The 22,531-nt window shown below is 60.9% G+C and carries 27 protein-coding genes; 15 read left to right on the forward strand and 12 right to left on the reverse strand.

Annotation, left to right across the window (positions count from 1 at the left end; genetic code table 11):
• Positions 1 to 5: 5 nt before the first annotated feature.
• From AC2FNL_RS05370 to AC2FNL_RS05390, 5 genes are all read right to left on the reverse strand, one after another.
• The gene (locus tag AC2FNL_RS05370) at positions 6 to 266 is read right to left on the reverse strand and encodes a pyocin activator PrtN family protein (RefSeq protein ID WP_480666713.1); all 261 of its coding nucleotides are present in this window, start codon (positions 264 to 266) and stop codon (positions 6 to 8) included.
• Positions 263 to 403 carry a hypothetical protein gene (locus AC2FNL_RS05375; protein WP_496832754.1) on the reverse strand — a complete coding sequence of 47 codons (141 nt, stop codon included), beginning with the start codon at positions 401 to 403 and terminating at the stop codon, positions 263 to 265. Before AC2FNL_RS05375 ends, AC2FNL_RS05370 begins: the two co-directional genes overlap by 4 nt.
• A 37-nt stretch (positions 404 to 440) precedes the next feature.
• On the reverse strand, positions 441 to 854 hold the full coding sequence (locus tag AC2FNL_RS05380) for a hypothetical protein (protein WP_496832755.1): 414 nt from the start codon (positions 852 to 854) through the stop codon (positions 441 to 443).
• An 80-nt stretch (positions 855 to 934) separates the two neighbouring features.
• Positions 935 to 1,297 carry a hypothetical protein gene (locus AC2FNL_RS05385; protein ID WP_496832756.1) on the reverse strand — a complete coding sequence of 121 codons (363 nt, stop codon included), beginning with the start codon at positions 1,295 to 1,297 and terminating at the stop codon, positions 935 to 937.
• Between the two features lie 415 nt (positions 1,298 to 1,712).
• The gene (locus AC2FNL_RS05390) at positions 1,713 to 3,095 is read right to left on the reverse strand and encodes a tyrosine-type recombinase/integrase (protein ID WP_496832757.1); all 1,383 of its coding nucleotides are present in this window, start codon (positions 3,093 to 3,095) and stop codon (positions 1,713 to 1,715) included.
• Here AC2FNL_RS05390 and AC2FNL_RS05395 point away from each other — a divergent pair.
• From AC2FNL_RS05395 to AC2FNL_RS05420, 6 genes are all read left to right on the forward strand, one after another.
• Entirely contained in the window at positions 3,094 to 3,501 is a 408-nt protein-coding gene (locus AC2FNL_RS05395; protein ID WP_496832758.1) for a hypothetical protein, read from the forward strand. The two genes, AC2FNL_RS05390 and AC2FNL_RS05395, sit on opposite strands and share 2 nt — an antisense overlap.
• A complete protein-coding gene (gene dusA, locus AC2FNL_RS05400) occupies positions 3,446 to 4,408 on the forward strand; it encodes a tRNA dihydrouridine(20/20a) synthase DusA (protein ID WP_496832759.1) in 963 nt (320 codons plus the stop codon). The genes AC2FNL_RS05395 and dusA overlap by 56 nt, the downstream gene beginning before the upstream one ends.
• Positions 4,409 to 4,441: 33 nt before the next feature.
• Complete coding sequence (locus AC2FNL_RS05405) at positions 4,442 to 5,266, forward strand: sulfite exporter TauE/SafE family protein (protein WP_496832760.1); 825 nt, start codon at positions 4,442 to 4,444, stop codon at positions 5,264 to 5,266.
• A 59-nt stretch (positions 5,267 to 5,325) separates the two neighbouring features.
• Positions 5,326 to 6,045: a hypothetical protein gene (locus tag AC2FNL_RS05410; protein ID WP_496832761.1), complete on the forward strand. Its 720-nt coding sequence runs from the start codon at positions 5,326 to 5,328 to the stop codon at positions 6,043 to 6,045.
• A 33-nt stretch (positions 6,046 to 6,078) separates the two neighbouring features.
• Entirely contained in the window at positions 6,079 to 6,807 is a 729-nt protein-coding gene (locus AC2FNL_RS05415) for a SpoIIAA family protein (protein WP_496832762.1), read from the forward strand.
• A gap of 352 nt (positions 6,808 to 7,159) precedes the next feature.
• A complete protein-coding gene (locus AC2FNL_RS05420; RefSeq protein WP_093962469.1) occupies positions 7,160 to 7,378 on the forward strand; it encodes a hypothetical protein in 219 nt (72 codons plus the stop codon).
• 3 nt (positions 7,379 to 7,381) lie between these two features.
• Here AC2FNL_RS05420 and AC2FNL_RS05425 read toward each other — a convergent pair whose 3' ends face one another.
• Genes AC2FNL_RS05425 through ccmI form a run of 3 tightly spaced genes read right to left on the reverse strand, consistent with a single transcriptional unit; the run spans position 7,382 to position 9,324 of the window.
• Entirely contained in the window at positions 7,382 to 7,615 is a 234-nt protein-coding gene (locus tag AC2FNL_RS05425) for a DUF1289 domain-containing protein (protein WP_093962468.1), read from the reverse strand.
• A gap of 18 nt (positions 7,616 to 7,633) precedes the next feature.
• Positions 7,634 to 8,098 carry a Holliday junction resolvase RuvX gene (gene ruvX, locus AC2FNL_RS05430; RefSeq protein ID WP_093962467.1) on the reverse strand — a complete coding sequence of 155 codons (465 nt, stop codon included), beginning with the start codon at positions 8,096 to 8,098 and terminating at the stop codon, positions 7,634 to 7,636.
• On the reverse strand, positions 8,095 to 9,324 hold the full coding sequence (gene ccmI, locus AC2FNL_RS05435) for a c-type cytochrome biogenesis protein CcmI (protein WP_496832763.1): 1,230 nt from the start codon (positions 9,322 to 9,324) through the stop codon (positions 8,095 to 8,097). The genes ruvX and ccmI overlap by 4 nt, the downstream gene beginning before the upstream one ends.
• A 175-nt stretch (positions 9,325 to 9,499) precedes the next feature.
• Here ccmI and AC2FNL_RS05440 point away from each other — a divergent pair, with 175 nt between their 5' ends.
• Positions 9,500 to 10,744 (forward strand): sarcosine oxidase subunit beta family protein, encoded by a 1,245-nt coding sequence (locus tag AC2FNL_RS05440; protein WP_170372272.1) that lies wholly within the window; start codon positions 9,500 to 9,502, stop codon positions 10,742 to 10,744.
• Between the two features lie 2 nt (positions 10,745 to 10,746).
• Here AC2FNL_RS05440 and AC2FNL_RS05445 read toward each other — a convergent pair whose 3' ends face one another.
• Positions 10,747 to 10,908: a hypothetical protein gene (locus AC2FNL_RS05445; protein WP_170337973.1), complete on the reverse strand. Its 162-nt coding sequence runs from the start codon at positions 10,906 to 10,908 to the stop codon at positions 10,747 to 10,749.
• 50 nt (positions 10,909 to 10,958) lie between these two features.
• Between AC2FNL_RS05445 and AC2FNL_RS05450 the strand changes: the two genes are divergently transcribed.
• The 3 genes from AC2FNL_RS05450 (at position 10,959) to AC2FNL_RS05460 (ending at position 14,929) form a co-directional block, all read left to right on the forward strand.
• Entirely contained in the window at positions 10,959 to 11,288 is a 330-nt protein-coding gene (locus AC2FNL_RS05450) for a sarcosine oxidase subunit delta (protein WP_496832764.1), read from the forward strand.
• Positions 11,289 to 11,355: 67 nt separating this feature from the next.
• Positions 11,356 to 14,370: a sarcosine oxidase subunit alpha family protein gene (locus AC2FNL_RS05455; RefSeq protein ID WP_496832765.1), complete on the forward strand. Its 3,015-nt coding sequence runs from the start codon at positions 11,356 to 11,358 to the stop codon at positions 14,368 to 14,370.
• Positions 14,363 to 14,929, forward strand: coding sequence for a sarcosine oxidase subunit gamma (locus tag AC2FNL_RS05460; protein ID WP_496832766.1), 567 nt, complete (start codon positions 14,363 to 14,365; stop codon positions 14,927 to 14,929). Before AC2FNL_RS05455 ends, AC2FNL_RS05460 begins: the two co-directional genes overlap by 8 nt.
• Positions 14,930 to 14,984: 55 nt before the next feature.
• Here the strand turns inward: AC2FNL_RS05460 and AC2FNL_RS05465 are convergent, their stop codons facing one another.
• Together AC2FNL_RS05465 and AC2FNL_RS05470 are read right to left on the reverse strand one after the other, a co-directional pair.
• Entirely contained in the window at positions 14,985 to 15,371 is a 387-nt protein-coding gene (locus AC2FNL_RS05465; protein ID WP_496832767.1) for a hypothetical protein, read from the reverse strand.
• Between the two features lie 105 nt (positions 15,372 to 15,476).
• The gene (locus tag AC2FNL_RS05470; RefSeq protein WP_496832768.1) at positions 15,477 to 16,238 is read right to left on the reverse strand and encodes an FkbM family methyltransferase; all 762 of its coding nucleotides are present in this window, start codon (positions 16,236 to 16,238) and stop codon (positions 15,477 to 15,479) included.
• Between the two features lie 97 nt (positions 16,239 to 16,335).
• Here AC2FNL_RS05470 and AC2FNL_RS05475 point away from each other — a divergent pair, with 97 nt between their 5' ends.
• The 3 genes from AC2FNL_RS05475 to AC2FNL_RS05485 all read left to right on the forward strand — a co-directional run bounded on the left by AC2FNL_RS05475 (position 16,336) and on the right by AC2FNL_RS05485 (position 18,498).
• Complete coding sequence (locus tag AC2FNL_RS05475) at positions 16,336 to 16,935, forward strand: superoxide dismutase (RefSeq protein WP_093962459.1); 600 nt, start codon at positions 16,336 to 16,338, stop codon at positions 16,933 to 16,935.
• 3 nt (positions 16,936 to 16,938) lie between these two features.
• A complete protein-coding gene (locus AC2FNL_RS05480) occupies positions 16,939 to 17,820 on the forward strand; it encodes a metallophosphoesterase (protein ID WP_496832769.1) in 882 nt (293 codons plus the stop codon).
• Between the two features lie 216 nt (positions 17,821 to 18,036).
• Positions 18,037 to 18,498 carry a host attachment family protein gene (locus AC2FNL_RS05485; protein ID WP_093962458.1) on the forward strand — a complete coding sequence of 154 codons (462 nt, stop codon included), beginning with the start codon at positions 18,037 to 18,039 and terminating at the stop codon, positions 18,496 to 18,498.
• A gap of 48 nt (positions 18,499 to 18,546) precedes the next feature.
• Here AC2FNL_RS05485 and AC2FNL_RS05490 read toward each other — a convergent pair whose 3' ends face one another.
• Complete coding sequence (locus AC2FNL_RS05490; protein WP_093962457.1) at positions 18,547 to 19,098, reverse strand: LOG family protein; 552 nt, start codon at positions 19,096 to 19,098, stop codon at positions 18,547 to 18,549.
• Between the two features lie 126 nt (positions 19,099 to 19,224).
• Between AC2FNL_RS05490 and AC2FNL_RS05495 the strand changes: the two genes are divergently transcribed.
• Together AC2FNL_RS05495 and AC2FNL_RS05500 are read left to right on the forward strand one after the other, a co-directional pair.
• Positions 19,225 to 20,640: a LysM peptidoglycan-binding domain-containing protein gene (locus AC2FNL_RS05495; RefSeq protein ID WP_496832770.1), complete on the forward strand. Its 1,416-nt coding sequence runs from the start codon at positions 19,225 to 19,227 to the stop codon at positions 20,638 to 20,640.
• Between the two features lie 91 nt (positions 20,641 to 20,731).
• Positions 20,732 to 22,522: an ABCB family ABC transporter ATP-binding protein/permease gene (locus AC2FNL_RS05500; protein ID WP_496832771.1), complete on the forward strand. Its 1,791-nt coding sequence runs from the start codon at positions 20,732 to 20,734 to the stop codon at positions 22,520 to 22,522.
• Positions 22,523 to 22,531 lie beyond the last annotated feature (9 nt).

Below are 22,531 nucleotides of genomic sequence, written 5' to 3' on the forward strand. Positions count from 1 at the left end.
CAGTCTCAGCCCGCATGCATTTTCAGTTCTTTCGCGGCGGCGGCCCGTCTCTCATCAACGTAGTCCGCCAAATCCATCAGATGGACGCCCTTGGCGCATTTCTGGCTTTCTTCCTCCATGAGCACAAGTGGTAGCAGAATTTCCCCAGCTCGGATCTTTTCGTGGAACTTCCCGACAGACAGTTTGAACCAATCGCGCGCGACGGTTTCCGTGTCGATAATCGCTTTTGCATTGTACATTGCCATCATCATGATCGCGGTGTTCATTGGATTTCCTCTTGATTGACAGCTTTTTCGGTGGGGCTGCCTGGGTTGCGAAAACCGCCACCCATGGCGACGGTTTTGAGGAAATGGCTCCAATCGATTTTTGCAGAAGGATTTTTTGTAGGGGTTTGAAACCTCATTTTCGTGCGAAAAAGGTGTCGGAAGACAAAACCAATTTCATACTTGAATCAGCAACTTTTCGGTTTCGCGGATGGCAGCAGTTTTGTCATCCAGCGCGCGCTTGGCGCCGCGCAGCTGCCGCCATCGCCATGCAAGATTGATGAGATCAATCGCTTTCGCGTCGAAGATCTGCTCGGTCTCGATATTCTGCTGCAGCGCTCGATCACCCAGGCCTTCACGATACTGGTTGGTGAATTTTCTGATATGCTCACCCAGCAGGTGAAGACGATCCTCATCCAGTTCCTCCAATCCGCGTCGCTCATGGAGTTTCTGCAGCAGATCCTGCGTGAGTTGTTTCGTTGTGCCCAGAGGCACGAGCCCCGTTTCCTGCCATTCGCCGGCAAGCAGGCGACCATGGTAGATTGCCGCCAGCGTCAGCTCGTGAACCTCGCGTTCGGTTTCGATATCCATATAGGGTCCTCCAGTGGTGAGGCCGCCCCATGCGACCTCTCAAGACGCCGGTGGGAGGAGGACCCCACCGGCGAGTGCGCTCAGGCGGCGCGAGGGAAATCCAGCCGATCGTTGAGTCGGTGCAGGACATCCTGGAGTGCTTCGGTCAGCAGGCACAGGTCCTCGACGTAAGGGGCACTGGGGTCGAGATCCTCGAAATATGCTGTTTCCGGTCGGTTTGGATCATGCACATGCTCGAGCGAGAGCAGCTCGTGCAGCCGCATCAGGCCCTGGCGCAGGCGCCGGGTGAGAACGGGGGCGTTGCAGATATCGTCGATCAGCGCGAGAGTCGCCTTCAACGCAGGTTTGCCGCCGAGCAAGAGGGAGGCGTTCTGCAGGGCTTCGGAATGGAACCGCAGGAAATCCTGCAACTCGCCGTGGGGTCGGGTAGTCAGGTCGAACATCACGTCCTCCTCTGTTACCGAACGCAGGACGCGCGCGGCTTCAAGACCCGGCTGGGTTTTCGAGCTATCCCGGACCGGACCCGCATGACCGGCCCGGGCACCCACACTCTCGAAACGAGGAACCGTTTTTACCCGGCCCCTGAGGAGCTTGCGTTTCCGGTCGCGTCCTCGCCCAAAAGGGGGCGAGCGGAAATGCAGGATCCATCAGGGTTTGCCCGACCATCCTTGAAGTCCCCGGGATTCTTTCCGGACACGTCTGTGCCGGCGCTGTTGCCGCGGGGCTGTCCGCCGGAAGGTTCACATCCTGATTACCTGTAGCGTGCGCCGTTGGGGAGGTGGCGGGGGCTCTTTTCTCCCCCTGGTGCTCCCAGGGCCGCTGGCTACGCCCCTGAAACGGGCACGGACCTGTCCGGCATCACACCGCCTCCAGAACAGGGAGCATTCCATCGCGTTTCAGCTCGTAATACTTGGTTCGGCCGATGCCGAGTTTTTCCCAAGGTTTTTCACGCGAGGCGTTGTTCTTTGCCAAGTATTCTTCCCGGGACACGGCGCCATTCTCAGAGCGACGCTGCCGTTCTGCCTCCGCCTTTCGGCGCCTTCTTTCCGAAAGCGGGATGACCTGCTGCAGGCCAAGATGGCGCGCCATTTCCGGCGTGACGCCGAGTCCATCTGCGATCGTCGCGCCTTTGTAGTGATATCGACCGTCACCCCAGATCGAGGCCGTTCTGGTGAGCCTGGCCTTCTTCTCTGCCTGCTTGGCGATCTGAGCTACCTGGGGTATGGTCAGGCCCATCTCGAACAGGCGGGAAATTCCCTCGTGGCGAAGATCGTGAAAGTGCAGGTCTTCGATCCCAAGCAGTTTGCAGGCATCGGTGAACCGGCGACTGACAACATCACTGTTGTATGGGAAAATCCTGTCCTCAGTGCGAGGCATGGACTCGATGATCGCCCGAGCTTCTTGCTGAATGGAGAGCGTCATGTCATTTCCCTGGGTCTGTCTGGGATGTTTCATGTTGCGGATGGTGATTTCTTCATTCTCCAGGTCATAATCTTCCCAAGTTTGCGACAGGATGGCCCCTTGGCGATGGGTTTCGAAGATCGCTGCAGCCACGATTTTGTGCATGGGCACCATGCGAGGGTTTGACCTGTAGCCGTTGACAAAATGGTTCATCAGCAAGTCGAGTTCGTCGAGAGTTGGCCTGCGGGTTCGCTGTGCTGATTTCGTGACGATCTTCTGATGTTGAAGGGTGCGCATGGCCTCTTCGAATTCAGCGCGTGGCATGGTGACGCCACAGATCGGTCCACCAAAACGGATCAGCGTCCCCAAGGTCACCATATATCCGTTGACCGTTTGCGGTTTGCGGGGTTTGAAGGTGTAATGTGCTGGCGTGTCTTTTTGCGGATCAACGGGGCGTGCTTGAAGCCCGGACAGAAGCTCCATTGCGATTTTTACGAAATCCCGTGCCAATAGATCTTCGATGACAGACGCGCCAAAATCCAGTCGCTGAAAATAACTCAGCATTTGGGACTTGGATTTGCCGAAACCTTCAGGGGAGGCATCAATGTAGTCGCTGATGCAATCGGCAACGCTTTTGCGCGTCTTTGCCTTTACAGCGCGTTCCAGGCCGCCCGGCTTTTTCAAGGCGTCTTCACGACGCTTCAACCAGCTTTTTGCAGCCTGCTCCGAGGCAAATGTCTCGACCAGGTTGAGGATGACCTTTCCGTTTTTCTTCTTGCGAATCTGGACGGTGAAGCTCGGTTTGCCATTGGCCTTGAGGCGTTCTGTGATAGTTCCCATGGGAATTCCTTTCAGTCACGGGTTTTCCATGGCCGGGACATCTGATCGTTTGATTTTTTCGGAAGCGGGTTTGATTGGGTTTGAAACCCAAATCGGGGGCGATCGAGCCGAATGGGGCGGAACTGATGGGGTAGGATGGCAGCCTGGCAGTGCTCGAACCGGAGTGCTGGAACTTGGGGCGAAAAAAGTGCTACACGGCGCCGTCGGTGCTACATTCTGTAGCACCGCACCCAAAAACGGGGCTAAATCGAGCCAAAACGAGGAAAACGGTGAAGATGGTGGTTTCGAAAAACCAAGAAAAATCAGGGTTTTCCGACGTGCGGCGAGCGGCACGCCTCTCCATTGCACCCATGATGGATTGGACCGATCGGCACTGTCGGTATCTGCATCGTTTGCTCAGTGCTGAAACGCTGTTGTACACGGAAATGGTGACGGCCCCTGCTCTGGTACGGGGTGGAGCGCTGCATCTTCTGGACCATAGCCCCGAGGAACATCCCGTCGCTCTGCAATTGGGCGGATCTGACCCGCAGGAGCTGGCTCAGGCGGCCGCATTGGGGGCTGAGGCCGGGTATGACGAGATCAACCTGAACTGTGGCTGTCCGTCAGACCGGGTTCAATCGGGAACGTTTGGGGCCGTCCTGATGAAAGAGGCGGGCCGGGTCGCCGAATGCGTGGCCGCCATGCGGGCAGTTGTTGATGTCGATGTCACGGTCAAATGTCGGATCGGCGTGGATGACCAAAACACCGAGGACGTATTGCCCGATTTTCTGGATCGGATTCGCACCGCCGGCTGTCGGCGCGTGACGATCCACGCCCGCAAGGCTTGGCTTCAGGGGCTTAGCCCCAAAGAAAACAGGGATATACCGCCGTTGGACTACGATCTGGTTCACCGGATGAAAGCAGATTTTCCAGATCTCCACATCTCGATCAACGGAGGCGTCACGACACTGGCCGAAGCCCAGGTGCATCTGGACGCCGGACTGGACGGGGTGATGATCGGGCGGTCCGCCTATCATCAGCCAACCGACATTCTGGCCGAGGCCGACCCGCTGATCTACGGGTCGGGGCAAAAGGCGGATCCGGTTGAAGTCGTGATGAAAATGCTGCCCTATATCGATCGGCATCTTGCCGGCGGGGGGCGGTTGCACCAGATCACCCGACATATGCTGGGATTGTTCGCAGGACGCCCGGGTGCTCGTGGTTGGAGGCGCGCTTTGTCCGAAGGCGCGGTCAAAGACCATGCCGGACCCGACGTGGTTCTGGACGCGCTGTCCCGCGTGGCACCGAATGCCCAGGCGGCGCAGGTAGTTTAAGACGGCCCACGGGCCGGGGACCAAGGGGGACGGATGCCCGATACGATGTTGCTGGCCCAGATGCTGGGCCTTTTGCTTGTGATCGGCGCGCTGGCCGGTGTTTTGGCTGGCCTTTTGGGAGTCGGTGGCGGGATCGTTCTGGTGCCGGCCTTCTTCTACGCTTTTCAAACGCTGGGATATGGTGGCCCGCAGCTGATGCAGCTGTGTCTTGCGACGTCACTTGCCACGATCATCGTGACTTCGGTTCGTTCGGTGCTGAGTCACAACAAGAAAGGCGCCGTCGATTGGGATATTCTGCGCGGTTGGGGTCCGGGTATCGCTGTCGGTGCGATTTTTGGCGTACTGGTCGCCTCGGCCTTGCGCACGGAAGCGTTGCAGGCGCTGTTCGGACTCCTTGGAATGGTGATTGGCGCTTATCTGGGACTTGGCAAGTCCGAATGGCGATTGGGTGATGCCATGCCCGGCGGGCTGAAGCGGTTGGTGATTTCGCCTTTGGTCGGGTTTCTGTCGGTGCTGATGGGAATTGGCGGTGGCAGCTTTGGGGTGCCGCTGATGAGCCTCTACAACACTCCCATCCATCGGGCCGTTGCGACGGCAGCGGGCTTTGGCGTGATCATCGCCGTACCCTCGGTACTGGGCTTTCTGTTTCTGCCGATCGCAGCTGAACACCGTCCGCCGCTGACCATCGGCGCCGTCAATCTTGTGACCTTTGGTGTGGTTGTTGCAATGACGATGATCACCGCGCCCTGGGGGGTGAAACTGGCCCATGCGATGGACCCCAAGCCGCTCAAACGCGTGTTTGCCCTGTTCCTCACGCTGGTGGCGCTGAATATGCTGCGCAAGGCAGTGGGGTGGTAAGGCCTTTTTGGTCGCGGGGTTGGGAAGTATTCCCCTACGACAAGCCCATTGCCGACTGGGTGGCCCACGCCCTACCACTGGCGCAGCAGGCCGCCAGTGACCCAGCCCACCGGCAGTGGTTGGATTGCGAAAGCACCTGGTTCATCGGCGTCGATGCACTGCCCAATGACGGCGCAGGGCGTGTCGGCGCCTCAGCCCCGTTGAGTGGGCAGGCCGTCGAGTCTCTGGTTGAACAATATGGGTCGATCGAATTGCACAAAGGGCAGGTTTCGGTCGTTTATCCCGGCTATCCGCGCCCGCGCAGGGGCGAGAACGAGGCGGCGGCCCGATACCGGGCCAAGCGCGATGCGGCGCATGTGGATGGTCTGAAACCCGGCGGTCCGGACCGTCGGCGCAAGATCGACGAGCCTCACGCATGGGTCCTGGGCATCCCACTGACACAGGCGAGCGCAGACGCCGCGCCTCTGGTCGTTTGGGATGGCAGCCACAGGATCATGGGCGCGGCATTCCGAGCTACGTTGGCCGGTGTTCCTCGCGCTCAGTGGGCGCGGACCGATATCACCGAGGCCTATCAGGCGGCTCGCCGCAAAGTGTTCGAAACCTGCCCGCGTATCGAAGTGTCGGCCTCGCCCGGCGAAACCTACGTGTTGCATCGCCATTGTTTGCATGGGGTCGCGCCTTGGGGGGCAGGGGCAACGGCGGGGCCGGACGGACGGATGATTGCCTATTTCCGGCCCGAGCTGCCGGGCGGTGTGGCCGAATGGATCGAATCCCCGTAACCTTCTGCCATTCTTTGGCTTTGGAGGCTCAAAATGATTACGGTCCACAAGAATTCCGACGGCGCATTGATCGAAATCGAATTGTCCGGCGAAGTAACCAGCGCCGATTACACAAGCACTCTGGTTCCTGCAATCGAGGCTGCGCTGTCGGAACATGACGCCGTCCGCCTGCTGGTTATCGTCGGCCCCGAGTTTAAAGGCTACGATCTGGGCGCTGCTTGGGAAGATACCAAGCTGGGCCTAAGCCATTGGCGCGGGTTTAATCGCGCCGCGGTCGTCGCAGACAAGGGCTGGGTCCAGACCAGCGTGCGCCTGGCTGCGCCGCTGATGCCCTGTCCGGTGCAGGTATTCGAGCTGGCCGAGCTGGAAGAAGCGCGCCGCTGGATCCGTGAATCTCTGGGCGCGATCCACATCGTGGATTTGGGTGGGCCATGCGTGCAGGTCAGCCTGATGGGTAAGCTCGACCCCGAGGAATACGGAAAAGCCGAAGCCGATCTGGATGCCATTCTGGGCGACCGGGATGCGTTCCGGTTGCTGATCGACCTGAGAGAGTTCGATGGCTGGCAAGGGCTGACCGCTCTGGCCGCGCATTTCCGTCTGGCCCGCGGTCACGTGGGAATGCTGGATCGGGCAGCCATCGTCGGCGACAAGGCATGGCAGAACATCGCGCAGCGCGTGGGTGGCCACATTCTGGGTACACGTACCCAGTTTTTCCCGTCCGAAGAGATTGAAAACGCCAAGGCGTGGCTGGCAGCGGGATAGCGATGGCGCGCGGCCCGAATGAATGGGCCGCGCTGCGCGTCCGGGGCCAAATCTTGGATTGACATCGGACGCCGTCGCGGGCCGGTCCAACTTGTTACGTTACGTCCTTTTCGCCCAGCCGCGGGGCGCGAAAGCATTGTAACTGTTGAGTCTCTCCGGCTAATTTGTCTAATTGGTAAAAAAAATTGAAGCGCGACGGCAGGTTTTCCCCCTTTCTCAAAAGCCTGACTCCGGTATGCGCAATTCGTCGCTGCGGGCCGCCACTCACTCACGCATAGTCATACGGCTCGATCCCCCTTTCCCGAGCTTTCGACCGGCCCGCAGCGACGCAGATTTATTCAGGAAGGCTCGTATGCGGCTGATCAAGTTTTTGAAAAGAAAATCCATGACCAGCGCGGCTGTCGAAGTTGATTTCCAGGAATCCACTCTTCGGCGGGCGCAGACCAGCAAGTCGGAAATCACCCGTTTGTTCCGCAGTGAATTGAAGGCCGGGCAACGATCCGGTGTACAGACATGCACGGACACAGCGAGAGATGAAGAAGACAGCCGGAAAACCGACAAAGCCCTTTGATCGTCAGGCCTTGTCCAGACGGGCCGCGCGACCACCCCGTCGCTTGGCCAAGCGAGGCTTGCGGGCAGGCAGGTCATTCATGATTTCGGCGCGTTCCGAACTTTCCATTTTCGACCAGCGCGTGATTTCGTCGATGGTGCGATAGCAGCCGGTGCAGATACGCTCGGTTGGATGCACGACGCAGATCTGGACACACGGGCTTTCGACCTCGTCCCTTTTCCAAATCATGTTCGTCATCGCCGGTCTCCGGGCTCGTTAGAGAAAGCGCAGCCTGTCCAGCGCTCCTTGCAGGATATAACCCGCCGCGACGTGGTCGATAACCTGTCCGCGACGTTTTCGTGTCGTATCCGCCTCCAGAAGTGCCTTTTCTGCCGCAACTGTGCTCAGGCGCTCGTCCCAGAAGCCGATCGGGATGTCGGTCAGTTGGGACAGGTTGCGGGCAAACGCGCGGGTTGATTGACACCTTGGACCCTCGGATCCGTCCATATTCATAGGCAGACCAAGGACGATCCCTCCGATCTCGCGATCGGCGGCGATCTCCAGAAGGCGGGCAGAGTCCAGCTTGAATTTCTTGCGGCGCACGGTCTCAAGTGGGCTGGCCACACCGCGCATGCGGTCGGAAACAGCCACGCCGATCGTCTTTTCGCCCAGGTCCAGACCCATCAGCGCCTGCATCGGGGGCAATGCGGCTGCGAAATCCTCGAACACGTCCTGGATCATTGCGAAAGGCCAGCCTGCTGCGCGGCCGAGTTGATCAGTTCAAGCGCGGCGGGGTCTTCGGCAAACTTGGTCGCGGCTTCATCCCGGATCGCGGCGGCCTGCTCGGTTTCTCCCAGCACCCCCAGCGCCGAGATCAGTCGGGCCCATTCCTGCGGAGAACCACCTTCGGTCGCCAGCCGGTCCGATAATCCGTCAACCATGCCGCGGATCATCTCCTGACGCTCCTCGGGCGTCATTTCTGCCGCGGCTTCCATATCCGACTGGCTGGGGCCCGCACCTGCCGGAGCAGCTGCCATTTCGGGCGCGTTGAAGACGCCGGCGCGCCAGGCAAGTTCGTCGATCTGGGCGCGAATGGCGTTGGCCCAAGGCGCCCCCGGTGGCGACGTGCGCAGCGTGTCCATCCAGACGCGATAGGCCTGGTCCGGCCGTCCGATCTGCAGCAGCATCTGGCCCCAGTAATAGCGCGCCGGTCCCGAATGCGGGTCGCGTTCCAGTGCCTGACGCAAGGCCGCTTCGGCTTCGGGCGAGACATAGCCCCCCGCCGCCAGGATCAGCATTTCTGCCAGGTTCGAATAGGCGTCCGCCGGGGCCTCGTCCCCCATCAATTCGATTGCACGGCGTTGGGCTGCATAACCGGCTTGAAAATTGCCCGCGTTGGTTTCGTGCTGCGCCAATAGAATGTGACCCTGAAGATCGTCCGGTCGGTCGGCCACGGTCGTGCGCAGCTGGTTCAGAAGGTTGGCATAGCTGTCTTCAAGCTGAGGCGCTTCGACGGGCGGGGCCATCTGCTCGGCCTCTTCCTGGCCGGGTCTGTCCTCACGCAGTTCGGCGGCCATCTCCATGCGCGCTGAAAGCGGTTGATCAGGGTATCCGGCGGCACCCAGCTGGCGGTACAGAGCAAACGCTCCGCCGATCAGCACCAGGGCAACGAACCCGATGGCGGCCACCCGAACAGTGGTTGACGGCCCGGTCGTCGCGTCACCGGTACGGATTTGCGCGTCGGCGGCCAGGATACGGCGCGAAATCTCGGTCCGAACTCGCTCGGCGTCGGCTTTGGCGATCACTCCGCGGGCCAGATCGCGATCAACGCTGGCAAGCTGTTCCTTGTACACCCGCAGATCGTAGGCCGCCGGATGTTCCTGTCGCCGGCGGGTTCGGGTCAGGCCAAAGGCCAGGAATGCGGTGATCGACAGCGCAAAGAGCAGAAGCAGAACCCAGAATGTCATGATCTCTCCGGAATTGTTGCCCTCACTTAGACCTGCACGCGCCGGGAAAAAAGGGACAAATGGCCGCGAATGGCCTACATGTCGCAATAGTGCGATATTGCGGCGCTGTACGGCAGGGGTAATCTGTCGCCGCACGGCATATCTTCGGCCAATCACGAACCGGACGGATTCGCTCATGAAACACTATTCAGCCTTTGCCGTAGCGCGAGAGGCGCTGCGCTATCACACCGGATGGGAGCGCGCCTGGCGTTCACCTGAACCCAAGAAACGGTATGACGTGATCATCGTCGGTGCCGGCGGGCACGGTTTGGCGACGGCGTATTATCTGGGCAAGAATTACGGCATCCAGAACGTCGCAGTGATCGAAAAGGGCTGGCTGGGCGGCGGCAATACCGGGCGGAACACGACCATCATCCGCTCGAACTATCTGCAGGACCCGTCGGCTGCGATCTACGAAAAATCGCGCGGTCTGTACGAGGATCTGAGCCAGGATCTGAACTACAACGTGATGTTCAGCCCGCGCGGCGTAATGATGCTGGCGCAAACCCAGCACGAGGTGCGCGGCTATCAGCGTACGGCACATGCCAACGCGCTTCAGGGGGTCAAGACCGAATGGATCGAGCCCGAGCGCGTAAAGCAGCTGGTCCCGATCATCAACATCGACGGCCCGCGCTATCCGGTTCTGGGTGCGCTATGGCAAGAGCGCGGCGGTACCGCACGCCACGATGCGGTGGCCTGGGGCTATGCTCGCGCCTGTTCGAATATGGGTATGGACATCATCCAGCAGTGTGAGGTTACGGGCGTCCGGTCTGAAAACGGTCGCGTCACAGGGGTCGAGACGACCAAGGGCGCCATCGAGTGCGACAAGCTGGGCATCGTGGTCGCGGGCCATTCGGGCCAACTGGCCGAGATGGCGGGCTTCCGCCTTCCGGTCGAGGCGCTGGCCCTGCAGGCGCTGGTGTCCGAGCCGATCAAGCCTTGCATGGACGTGGTGGTGATGGCCAACACCGTGCACGGCTACATGTCGCAATCCGACAAGGGCGAGATGGTGATCGGCGGCGGCACCGACGGGTTCAACAACTACACCCAGCGCGGCAGCTTCCACCATATCGAGGAAACCGTCCGCGCCCTGGTCGAGACCTTCCCGATGATCTCGCGCCTCAAGATGCTGCGCCAGTGGGGTGGCATCGTGGACATGACCGGCGACCGGTCGCCCATCCTGTCCAAGACGCCCTTGGGCGGCTGTTTCATCAATTGCGGTTGGGGCACCGGCGGGTTCAAGGCCATCCCGGGCTCCGGCTGGGGCATGGCGCAGCTGATGGCCACCGGACATTCCCCGCTGACCGAGGCGTTCTCGCTGGACCGGTTCAAAGAGGGCCGCTTCATCGACGAAAGCGTCGCCGCCGGGGTCGCGCATTGATGTCAGTCGCCCCAATGCGCCCCGTGAATGGTTTCGGAACTGTTCGCCCTGTCGGATCTTGGTTTGATCGTTTTCCTTTCTTCCGATCGGAAAATGACGAAGGCGATCAGTCCAAAAACGGCAAGCGTGCCAGCAACGGTCAAAACAATGGTCAAAATATCCATGCGCTAAATCTGGGCGTGTGGTCCCTATTTTTCAAGCGAGGAGTGGCATCATGCTGATCCTGAGTTGTCCCTATTGCGGCGTCGAAGCCGAAGAGACCGAACTGACTGCCGGCGGCGAAGCGCATATGAAACGCTTCGGTCCCGGCTCGTCGGACGAAGAGTTCCATGACTATCTGTTCATGCGCGAAAACCCCAAGGGCGTGCACTTCGAACGCTGGCGGCACAGCAACGGCTGCGGCAAGTGGTTTCATGCCGCGCGGTGCACCGCGACGCTTGAGGTGTTCGGCACCTATTCGGCCCAGGTCACCGAGCCGCCAAAGGAAATCCGCGATGCGATTTCGGCCAAACGGCCGGGTTGGACGTGGAGAGAGTTCTCCTGATGCTTCGTCTTTTCAAGAACACATCTGCCGGAGGCCCTGACGCCTCCACTTGCGAAAGGTCCGCAAAATGAGCACCCGTCTCGCAAATCAAGGTCGCCTGATCGACAGGTCGAAACCAGTCACGTTTTCATTCAACGGTACCTCTATGCAGGGCTATCAGGGCGACACGCTGGCCTCAGCCCTGCTGGCTAACGACCAGTTGATGGTCGGCCGGTCCTTCAAATACCACCGTCCGCGCGGCGTCGTGGCCAGCGGCGCCGAAGAGCCCAACGCTCTGGTCGGTCTAGGGCAGGGCAACCGGTTCGAGCCGAACCAGCGCGCCACCACGACCGAGCTGTTCAACGGCCTGACCGCGATCTCGCAAAACCACTGGCCCAGCCTGGAGTATGACATCGGCGCGGTGAACACGGCGCTGGCACGGTTCCTGCCGGCGGGGTTCTACTACAAGACGTTCATCCACCCCAAACCGTTCTGGAAACATGTGTACGAGCCGTTCATCCGCCAGTCGGCCGGTTTGGGCAAGGCGCCCGACAAGGACAGCCGCGACGCGGACACGTATGAACATTTCTATGCCTTCACCGACGTTCTGGTGATCGGCGGCGGTGTTGCGGGCCTGCAGGCGGCCAAGACCGCGGCGCAATCGGGCGCCAAGGTCATGCTGATCGAACAGACCGCCCATTGGGGTGGCCGCGCGCCTGTCGACGGCGGCACCGTCAACGACGAGCCTGTGGATAAGTTCGTGGAACAATTGGTTTCCGAACTCGAAACAATGGACAACGTCACCCTGCGGTCGCGCTGCATGGGGGCCGGGGTCTATGACCACGGCTACGTGCTGGGATACGAGCGGCTGACCGACCACAAACCGGGCACCCAAGGCCCGCGCCATCGGCTGTGGCGCATCCGCGCCAAACAGGTCGTCACGGCCACCGGCGCAATCGAGCGCCCGTTGTCCTTTGCCGGCAATGACGTGCCGGGGGTGATGCTGGCCTCGGCCATGCGCGACTATGTGGTCAATTGGGGCGTGACCCCGGGCGAGCGCGTGATCGTCGCCACCAACAATGACGACGCCTACCGCACCGCGATCATCCTGAAACAGGCGGGCGTGGATGTGCTGCGCGTCGTCGATGCCCGTCCCTCGGCCGGGCCGCTGGCGGACGAGGCGCGCAGCCTCGGCATCCGGGTCGATCCCGGCAAGGCGATCGCCAATGTCAAGGGCGGCAAGCGGGTCAAGAAGGTCGCGATCTGCAATCAGGAAGGCATCGGCGGCGCTCGGGAAGAGGTCGAATGCGATGCGGTTGCCATGTCGGGTGGCTGGTCTCCGGTAGTGCACCTGTGGTCACATTGCGGCGGCAAGCTGATCTGGGACGAAGCCAACGCCCATTTCCGCCCCGACCCTGACCGTCCGCCGCTGGGCGCGAATGGCGAAGGATTTGTCGTGGCCGCAGGCTCGGCAAGCGGGCCGCTGGCGCTGGGCGAGGTGCTGGCCGATGCCCACGCCGCGGGCAAGGCCGCGGCCAAGGCAGCCGGCTTCAAGCCGAAGAACACCAAGGCACCGCAGGGCGAGGCCGAGACCGAAGCGCCCATGCAGGCCGTCTGGCTGATGCCCGCCAAGGCCGAGGTGCAGCTGCGCATGAAGTCGTGGCTGGACTTCCAGAACGACGTAAAGGTCTCGGATGTGCAACTGGCCGCGCGCGAAGGCTATGAAAGCGTCGAGCACACCAAGCGTTATACCACGCTAGGCATGGCGACGGATCAGGGTAAGCTGAGCAATATCAACGGCCTGGCGATCCTTGCTGATGCTCTGGAGTCGGAGATTCCCAAGGTCGGCACCACCACGTTCCGCCCGCCCTACACACCCATCTCGATGGGAGCCATCGCGGGCGAGGCGCGCGGCGAGGTGTTCCAGCCGATCCGCCGCACGCCGATGCATGACTGGCATGACCGGAATGGCGCGGATTGGGAGCCGGTGGGCCACTGGCGTCGCCCCTACGCCTATGTCAGGGCCGGGGAAACCGTGCATGACGCCGTGAACCGCGAGGTCCGAAACACCCGTGAAAACCTCGGGCTGCTGGATGCCTCGACCCTGGGCAAGCTGATCGTCAAGGGGCCGGATGCCGGCAAGTTTTTGGACATGTTGTATACCAACATGATGTCCACACTGAAGGTCGGCAAATGCCGCTATGGCTTGATGTGCTCGGAAAACGGCTTCCTCATCGACGACGGCGTTGTCGCCCGCATAGACGAGGACACATGGCTGTGCCACACCACCACCGGCGGGGCTGAGCGCATCCATGCCCATATGGAGGAGTGGTTGCAGACCGAGTGGTGGGACTGGAAGGTCTATGTCGCCAACGTGACCGAGCAATACGCCCAGGTCGCCGTTGTGGGCCCCAACGCCCGCAAGGTGCTGGAGAAGCTCGGCGGCATGGATGTCAGCCGCGAGGCGCTGCCCTTCATGGAGTGGCGCGACGGCCAGATCGGCGGCTTTGATTGCCGCGCCTACCGCATCTCGTTCTCGGGCGAGTTGTCCTATGAAATCGCGGTTCCCGCCAGCCAGGGTCAGGCCTTCTGGGATGCCCTGATGGAGGCCGGGAAAGAGTTTGGCGTGATGCCCTATGGCACGGAATGTCTGCACATTCTGCGCGCCGAGAAGGGCTTCATCATGATCGGGGACGAGACCGACGGCACCGTGATCCCGCAGGACCTGGGGCTGCACTGGGCGATCTCGAAGAAGAAAGAGGATTTCCTGGGCAAGCGCGCGCAGGAACGCTCTCACATGACCGACCCGGACCGCTGGAAACTGGTGGGGCTCGAGACTGTGGATGGTTCCGTCATCCCCGACGGCGCCTATGCGGTGGGCGAGGGCGTGAACGCCAACGGCCAGCGCAACGTGATCGGTCGCGTGACCTCGACCTATTACTCGGCCAACCTGGGTCGGGGCATCGCCATGGGGCTGGTCAAGAACGGGCCGAACCGCATGGGAGAAGTGATCGAATTCCCGGGCACCGACGACAAAATCTACAAGGCCAAGATCGTGGACCCGGTGTTCTACGACAAGGACGGGGAGAAGCAGAATGTCTGAACCCATCAGCGCACTGAACCACGCAAGCTTTGACGGCATCGCCCGGATCGAGGAATGCGGCCTGCAGGGGATGATCACCCTGCGCGGCGATCTGTCCGACAAGCTGGTGACCAAAGCGGTCAAGGATGCCACCGGCCAGAAGATGCCCGGCCAGCGCGAGGCTTTCGTCGATGGCGAAACCGGCGTCTGCTGGATGTCGCCGGACGAGCTGCTGGTGCTTGTTCCCTACGCCGAGGTCGAGGCCAAACTGGCCGCCATGCAGGACGCGCTGAGCGGTGTGCATGCATTGGCGGTCAATGTCTCGGACGCGCGGGCGGTGTTCCGGGTCTCGGGACCGACCGCGCGTGAGGTGCTGGGAAAGGTTGCGCCCGTCGATTTCTCGTCCGATGTCTTCCAGCCCGGTCAGATCCAGCGCACGCGCCTGGCGCAGGTTGCGGGGGCGTTCTGGATGGACGACGAGGAAGCCTTTCGCGTGGTGTGCTTCCGATCAGTTGCGGATTACGTGTTCAAGCTGCTGAAGGTTGCGGCGCAGCCCGGCAGCGAGGTCGGACACTACTGAACCCGACCCCACCTTGGCAGAAAGGACAAGCCCCGGACATCACCGGGGCTTTTCATTATTTGACGACCTCGCATCTGCCGGTTCCGTAAGGTTTGTTCGATGCTCCGACATTCACGAAACTGCCGCTCACCTTCAGCCCACCGTCTGTTGCAAGATTCGCCTGATAGCGCATGCGAATGGCCTGACCTTCGGTACTCTTGAGCGTCACGTTCCAGATCATCCGATAGCCTTTGGCCCCACGATCCCGAAGCTGCGCGTTGGTCCAGTCATGGTAGTTGCCGGCGGCTTGGGCCGTGCCGGCCTCGGGGTCGATTTGAAAGGCATATTCGGGCGCGATCCAGCCGTGGCTATCCTTTTTCGTGATCGTGCACTTGTAAGCCATGGGGGATGCGGCAGCCGCCTGTGCCGTCAGGGCCGCGGCGAGGAATAGAATAAGTCGCAAGTCAATTTTCCTGTGACTTCAGTGGTCAATACAGGAAAATGAACACCGCGTCGTTGGGTGCACAAGGGCAAACTCCCGTTTGGGTAGAGTTTTCGTGGCGAAACGCTATTCCGTGAACAGGACGCTGCGGTACTGGGTCAAAGCGCTCGGGCTCAACAAGTCCTGGGCCGAGATTGGGCGTCCGGCTTCATCGTGCATGTTCGAGTAGAAAGACAACGTCGCAAGCAGGGCTTCGACCCCTTCGGAACGCTTGCTTTTGTCCAGCAGGGGCGCGTGCAGAGACAGATACAGGGCTGGCTTCTGCTCCCGTAGCCAGTCGGTAAGCGTCGGCAGAACCGCAAACTCCGCCCCTTCGATATCCATTTTGACCAGCGAAATGCCTGATAGGTCCGTCGATGTGGCGAACTGGTTCCAGGCGATGGTCAGGGCATCGGTTCCATGCGCGCCGTCATTCAGCAGCGAACTGGTCGAGTCGCCGCGCTCGCCTCTGACTGAAGCCATGCGCGCCACGCCAAACCGGTCGGACAGCGCGACACCGAAGGCCGAGACATTGCGGATGTCGTTCAGGTCGAGGTTCCAGGCCAGATGGCGAAAGGCGGTGGGGTCGGGTTCGAAACACCAGACATGCCGGGCTTTGCGCGCGCCATACAGAACTGTCGGGCCGATCCACGCGCCGATGTCCAGATAGTCGCGGTCGGGCGACAGGTGCTGGTCCAGCACCGCGAATGTCTCGGGCTCCCAGTCGCCGGCCGAGGCCTTGCGCCAGAATTTCGAATGGTATGGGTCCAGCCGGAACGCCTCGCCATTCAGGTTGCCTGCATAATGACCGCGGGCGCGGTAGAACATCTTGCGCGCCTGCGTCAGCATCGCGGACCTCCGGGTTTTCTGCGCTCGGGCCTTGACCTGCGGCGGTTGCCAAAGCATTTAACCTTGGGAACGCAACACAAATTTACAGGGGGCCGAGATGGCTTTTGAACTTCCTGATCTTCCTTATGCACATGACGCGCTGGCAGCCAAGGGCATGTCGGCGGAAACGCTGGAATATCACCATGATCTGCACCACAAGGCCTATGTCGACAACGGCAACAAGCTGATCGCCGGGACCGAGTGGGACGGCAAGTCGCTGGAAGAGATCATCGTCGGCACTTATGACAAGTCGGCCGTCGCACAGAACGGTATCTTCAACAACATCAGCCAGCTTTGGAACCACAACCAGTTTTGGGAAATGATGGGTCCGGGCGAGTCGAAGATGCCGGGCGAGCTGGAAAAGGCGTTGGTTGAAAGCTTCGGTTCGGTCGAGGAATTCAAATCGCAGTTCAGCGCGGCCGGTGCCGGTCAGTTCGGTTCGGGCTGGGCGTGGCTGGTCAAGAATGCCGACGGCTCGCTGGCGGTTACCAAAACCGAAAACGGCGTGAACCCGCTGTGTTTCGGCCAGACGGCGCTGCTGGGTTGCGACGTATGGGAACACTCCTACTACATTGATTTCCGCAACAAGCGTCCGGCTTACCTGTCGAACTTCCTCGACAACCTAGTGAACTGGGAAAACGTTGCATCGCGGATGTAAGACTTGACCCGACGAGGGTTTATCAAGGGCCTGCTGGCGGTGACGCTGGCAGGCCTTGTTGTTTCGCTGCACGGGTTCTTTATCGAACCGGCTATGCGGCTGCGGGTTCGCAAATGGAAGCTTAAGCGCGCGGACTGGACGGCGCCTCCGCTGCGGATCGCGGTCATCGCCGACCTTCATGCCGGCGAGCCATTCGTTACCCTAAAGCGTATCAGGCAGGTCGTAAGGCGCACAAATGCGCTGGATGCCGATCTGGTCTTGCTGCTGGGGGATTTCACCGCCAGCCACAGGATGGTTTCGAAGCCGGTCGCGATGGCGGACATCACCTCGGTTCTTGCCGGGCTGACCGCGCGGCATGGGGTTTTCGCGGTGCTGGGAAACCATGATTGGTGGGATGATACGGCCGCGCAACGCCGGGGCGGTGGGCCGAACTTATATGCCGATGCATTGGCCGCGAATGGCATCCCGGTCCTGTCCAATTCTGCGCAGAAACTCGATGACCCGGGAATCTGGCTGGCGGGCCTCGAAGACCAACTGGCGATTGTGGAGGGCAATGGGCGATACCGCGGCCTGGACGATCTGTCCGGCACATTGCGGCAAATTACCGATGATGCGCCCGTCGTCCTGATGGCGCATGAACCGGACATATTTCCCCAAGTGCCAGATCGCGTTGCCTTGACACTGTCCGGTCACACGCATGGTGGGCAAATCAGACTGTTTGGGTGGTCGCCCGTGGTGCCCTCGCGGTTTGGCAATCGCTATGCCTACGGCCCGGTGCGCGAAGGTGGGAAGGATCTTGTAATTTCCGGCGGCATCGGGTGCTCGATCCTTCCGGTCCGGTTTGGTGTTACACCCGAGATAACACTTGTCGAAATTTCTGCCTGATCTGTGCCTCGGGTGCAAACTTGCCGAAACGTCAACTTTTGCGCGCATGCGCCGTTGCAAGACGCCAAAGAGTGATTAGCTGATACATGCGGAAGGAGAGAACCGCCAAAACCAAAACAATGAGGGAAAAGCTGCCAAATTGTGCCGTGGGTGCAAGATGTTGTCTATTCTTGTTCGGGCGGGGGACGGCCACGAAAACCACAACGGGAGATCGCAATGGTCGCACTTGCACAGGGTACTTGGGTCATCATCGCCGACGGGGAAAAAGCGCTGTTCACGGAAAACGTGACGGATGCCGAGAACCCCAATCTGGTGGTCGTATCGGTTGAGGAACAGGATCATCTCGCCGCGCGGAGCAAGCCCTCGGATCGGGCGGGACGGCGAAATGATACCGGGCCGAACCAGAAATCTGCGGTGGAAGAAGACACCTGGCGCACCCATGCCAAATCCCTGTTTGTTCAGGATGTGGCCAACCTGCTCAACAAAAAAGGGCTGAAGGGTGCGTACAAACGGCTTGTTCTGGTCGCCAGCCCACAGGTCCTGGGCCTGCTGCGCCGGCGCCTTCACAGCGAAGTTCTGGCCAAAGTCGTCGCCGAAGTCGACAAGACCCTGACCAACCATCCACTTCACAAGGTCGAAAAGGTGCTGCAACGCCAGCTGCGCACCTCGACCGCCTGATCTTGCTGGTTCAGGACACACGGGCGAGGAAACCGCCCGTGACGCCCATTATTTCAATAACTTGCGCAACTGATCCATTGCGGACTCGGCGTCGTCTACCCAGGTAATGAAACGGGCCAAGGAGGCATCCGCAAAACCTGCGTCGATTACCTGATCCAAAAGCGTGTGAAGCGCGTCCCAGTATCCGTCCACATTCATCACCAGGATCGGTTTGTCATGCAGGCCCAACTGGCGCCAGGTCAGCGCCTCGAACAACTCGTCCAACGACCCGGGTCCGCCGGGCAGCACGACCACGGCATCCGCATTCATGATCATGACTTTCTTGCGCTCGTGCATCGTTTCGGTGACCACGAAACGCGTCAGATCTGTTTTTCCCACTTCCCGCCGGAGCAGATGAACCGGTATCACGCCGAAGGTTTCGCCTCCGGCCGCTTGCGTAGCCCGGGCGACTTCGCCCATCAGGCCCACGTCACCTGCACCGTAGACCAGTCGCCAGCCTTCGGCGGCCAGCAGCCGCCCAAAGGTGCCTGCGGCCTTTGTGTAGGCCGAATTCGCGCCATTGCGTGACCCGCAATACACACAGATCGATTTCTGGGACATCAAACAGCGACTCCGGGGTTGTGTCAGAGGTTTTGACCCGTGATAGCGGGATTGATAAATTGGCTCAACCGTTCGGCGGAAAGCTTTTGAGTGAAGGCATTTGCGCTGCGGAGTAAAGGAAAAAACATGGACGCCAAATCGGGAAGCGGTAGGTCGGGTGCATTCGTTTGGGGTATCCTTGCGGGTATCTTGGCTGTGATTGGCGCCGGGGGCTTGTATCTTTCGGGTGTCTTTGGTCCTGCGCCGCAATCTGAACAGTCCACTACGAAAGAGGCCGTCGCCGAAAGCGCCAGCGAAGAGACGACTGAGCCAGCCACCGCACCGGCACCAAGCCCCGATGCTGGGGACTCGCAGGTCGTTGCGGAACCTGACAACGCGGACGAGGTTCAGACTTCGACCGAGACCGAAGAAGCAACCGCGCCGGAAGCCGAAGAGACAACTGCGACCGACGAGCAGACTGCGCAGGACGCGACGGTTGAAGAACAGCCGGCAGAGGCGGCTCCCGCACCCGAGGCTACCGCGGCCGCAATTGCTCCGACGCTCGACCAGATATTCGTGGAGCCAGACGGCAATGCGCTTCTGTCCGGCAAAGGCGGCCCGGGCAGTCAAATCCGTATCCTGCTGGATGGCGAGCCGATCCACAGCTTCACGGTCGATGGCAGCGGCCAGTTCGCCGAATTCGTCACCATCCCCTTCAGCGAGGCCGCGCGAGGTCTGGTCCTTGAAGCCGGTGACGGTACCCGGTCTGCGCAATCGGATGACTATCTGATTGCCGCGTTGCCCAAGCCGCCTGCGCCACCCGCTACGGACGAGCAAGTCGCCAGCACGGACACCGAAGCGCAGGACGAAACGGCGGAACAGCCGTCTGCGGCAGCAGCGGCAGAAGGCACCGAGGTCGCGCAAGCGAGAGAGACCGTTACCGGGGCGCAGGACGAAGAAGCAACCTCACCCGAGGTCACGACCGAGACTCAATCCAGCGAAAGCCAGCAGGTGGCCGTTTTGAGGTCCGGTGAGGAAGGAGTTGAGCTCGTCCAGTCGCCGTCGTCCGAAGACGCATCGCCTGAGCAGGTTGCGCTTGATACGATCGGCTATTCCGACGCTGGCGATGTCCAATTGTCCGGCCGCGTGTCCGAGGGTGCTGCGGTTCGGCTCTATCTGAACAACAAGCTGGTGGCCGACATCACACCAGGACAGGACGGTGATTGGCGCGGGGAAATCCGGGAAGTCGATCCCGGTGTCTATACTCTGCGCGTTGACGAAGTCGACACGGACGGAACGGTGCTGAGCCGTCTGGAAACGCCATTCAAGCGCGAACCGGTTGAAGTTTTGCAGGCGGCCGAGGCGCAGGATGCGGTGCCGGGCGCCGACCAGAGCACGCCGATCCGGTCCGTTACCGTGCAGAAGGGCGATACCCTGTGGGCGATCTCGCGAGAGCGTTTTGGCGACGGTGTTCTGTATGTTCGCCTGTTCGATGCGAACCGCGACCTGATCCGCGACCCCGACCTGATTTATCCAGGCCAGGTCTTCACCATCCCGGAATAAAGGCTTAGGTCTTGCGGGGCCGGGTTCTCGCCCGGCCTCGAAACTTTTCGGGTCAGACATGAGAAGACTTGCGCCTATGCATTCCGCAGACATGCCACAGATGGACGAACGCAAGTCGGGTTGGCTGACCATCCGAAAAGTGGCTCCGTACCTGTGGCCCGAAGATGAGCCGTGGGTCAAACGGCGGGTGGTCTTCGCGATGGCCATGCTGGTTCTGGCCAAGCTGATCGCGGTGTATACGCCGATCCTGTACAAGGGCGCGGTCGATGCCTTGGCGGGCGAGGGCGTGCCGCCGCTTGCGCTGGGCGCCGTGGGGCTGACCGTGGCCTATGGCGTGGCGCGGATGATGACCGTGGGGTTTCAGCAGTTGCGCGATGCGCTGTTCGCGCCGGTGGGTCAACGCGCGCTGCGTGCGCTGGCGCTGGAAACCTTCCAGCACATCCACCAGCTGTCGATGCGCTACCATGTGACCCGCCGGACGGGCGGCCTCAGCCGGATCATCGAGCGCGGGGTCAAGGGCGTGGAATTCCTGCTGCGCTTCCTGCTGTTTTCGATCGGCCCGTTGATCCTGGAACTGCTGCTGGTGGCGGTGGTTCTGATGTGGCTGTTCGACGTCTGGTATCTGGTCGTGGTGGCCGTCACCATCGCGCTGTACATCTGGTTCACCTTCACGGTCACCGAATGGCGGGTGAAGCTGCGGCGCGAGATGAATGACCAGGACACCGAGGCCAACCAGCGCGCCATCGACAGCCTGCTGAATTTCGAAACCGTCAAGTATTTCAACGCCGAGCGGCGCGAAGCTGAGCGATATGACGTGTCGATGAAGGCCTATGCGCAGGCCGCGTTGAAAACGGCATACTCGCTGGCCTTCCTGAATTTCGGACAGTCCTTCCTGATCACCTGCGGGTTGATCGGGGTGATGGTTCTGGCCGCGATCGGCGTTCAGAACGGGCAGTTGACGGTGGGCGATTTCGTGATGGTCAACGCCTACATGATCCAGATCACCGTGCCGTTGAACTTTCTGGGCACCGTCTATCGCGAGATCCGACAGGCTCTGGTTGATATGGGCCAGATGTTTCAACTGCTGGAGCAACCCGCCGAAGTGGTGGACAAGCCAGACGCCAAGCTCCTGCAGATCAACGAAGGCCGGGTCGAACTGGACGATGTGCATTTCGGTTATGACCCGGACCGCGAGATCCTGCGCGGTGTCTCTCTGGTGGTGCCGGGGGGGCAGACCGTGGCCATCGTGGGCGCGACCGGCTCGGGCAAGTCCACCATCGGGCGCCTGCTGTTCCGGTTCTACGACGTGACCAAGGGCGCGTTGCGGATCGACGGGCAGGACGTGCGCGACGTGACGCAGGAAAGCCTGCACGCCGCCATCGGCGTGGTGCCGCAGGATACGGTGCTGTTCAACGATACGATCCGCTACAACATCGCCTATGGCCGCGAAGGGGCCTCGCAGTCCGATATCGAAGCCGCCGCAAAGGCCGCCCAGATCCACGACTTCATCACCTCTCTGCCCGAGGGGTACGAGACCAAGGTGGGTGAGCGTGGCCTGAAGCTGTCAGGTGGAGAGAAGCAGCGCGTGGGCATCGCGCGGACGCTGTTGAAGAACCCGCCGATCCTGCTGTTGGACGAGGCCACCAGCGCGCTGGATACCGACACCGAGCAGGACATCAAGGATGCCCTGGCCCGCGCAGGCGAGGGGCGCACGGTGATCACCATCGCCCACCGCCTGAGCACGATCGCCGAGGCCGACCAGATCGTCGTTCTGGAAAAGGGCGAGATCATCGAGCGGGGCACCCACGACGAGTTGCTGCGCCGTGAAGGGCGTTATGCCCAGCTGTGGAACCGCCAGCAATCGGATACGCAGGCGGCCTGACGGATATTG

This window comes from Ruegeria sp. CRTD044, from assembly GCF_059613485.1.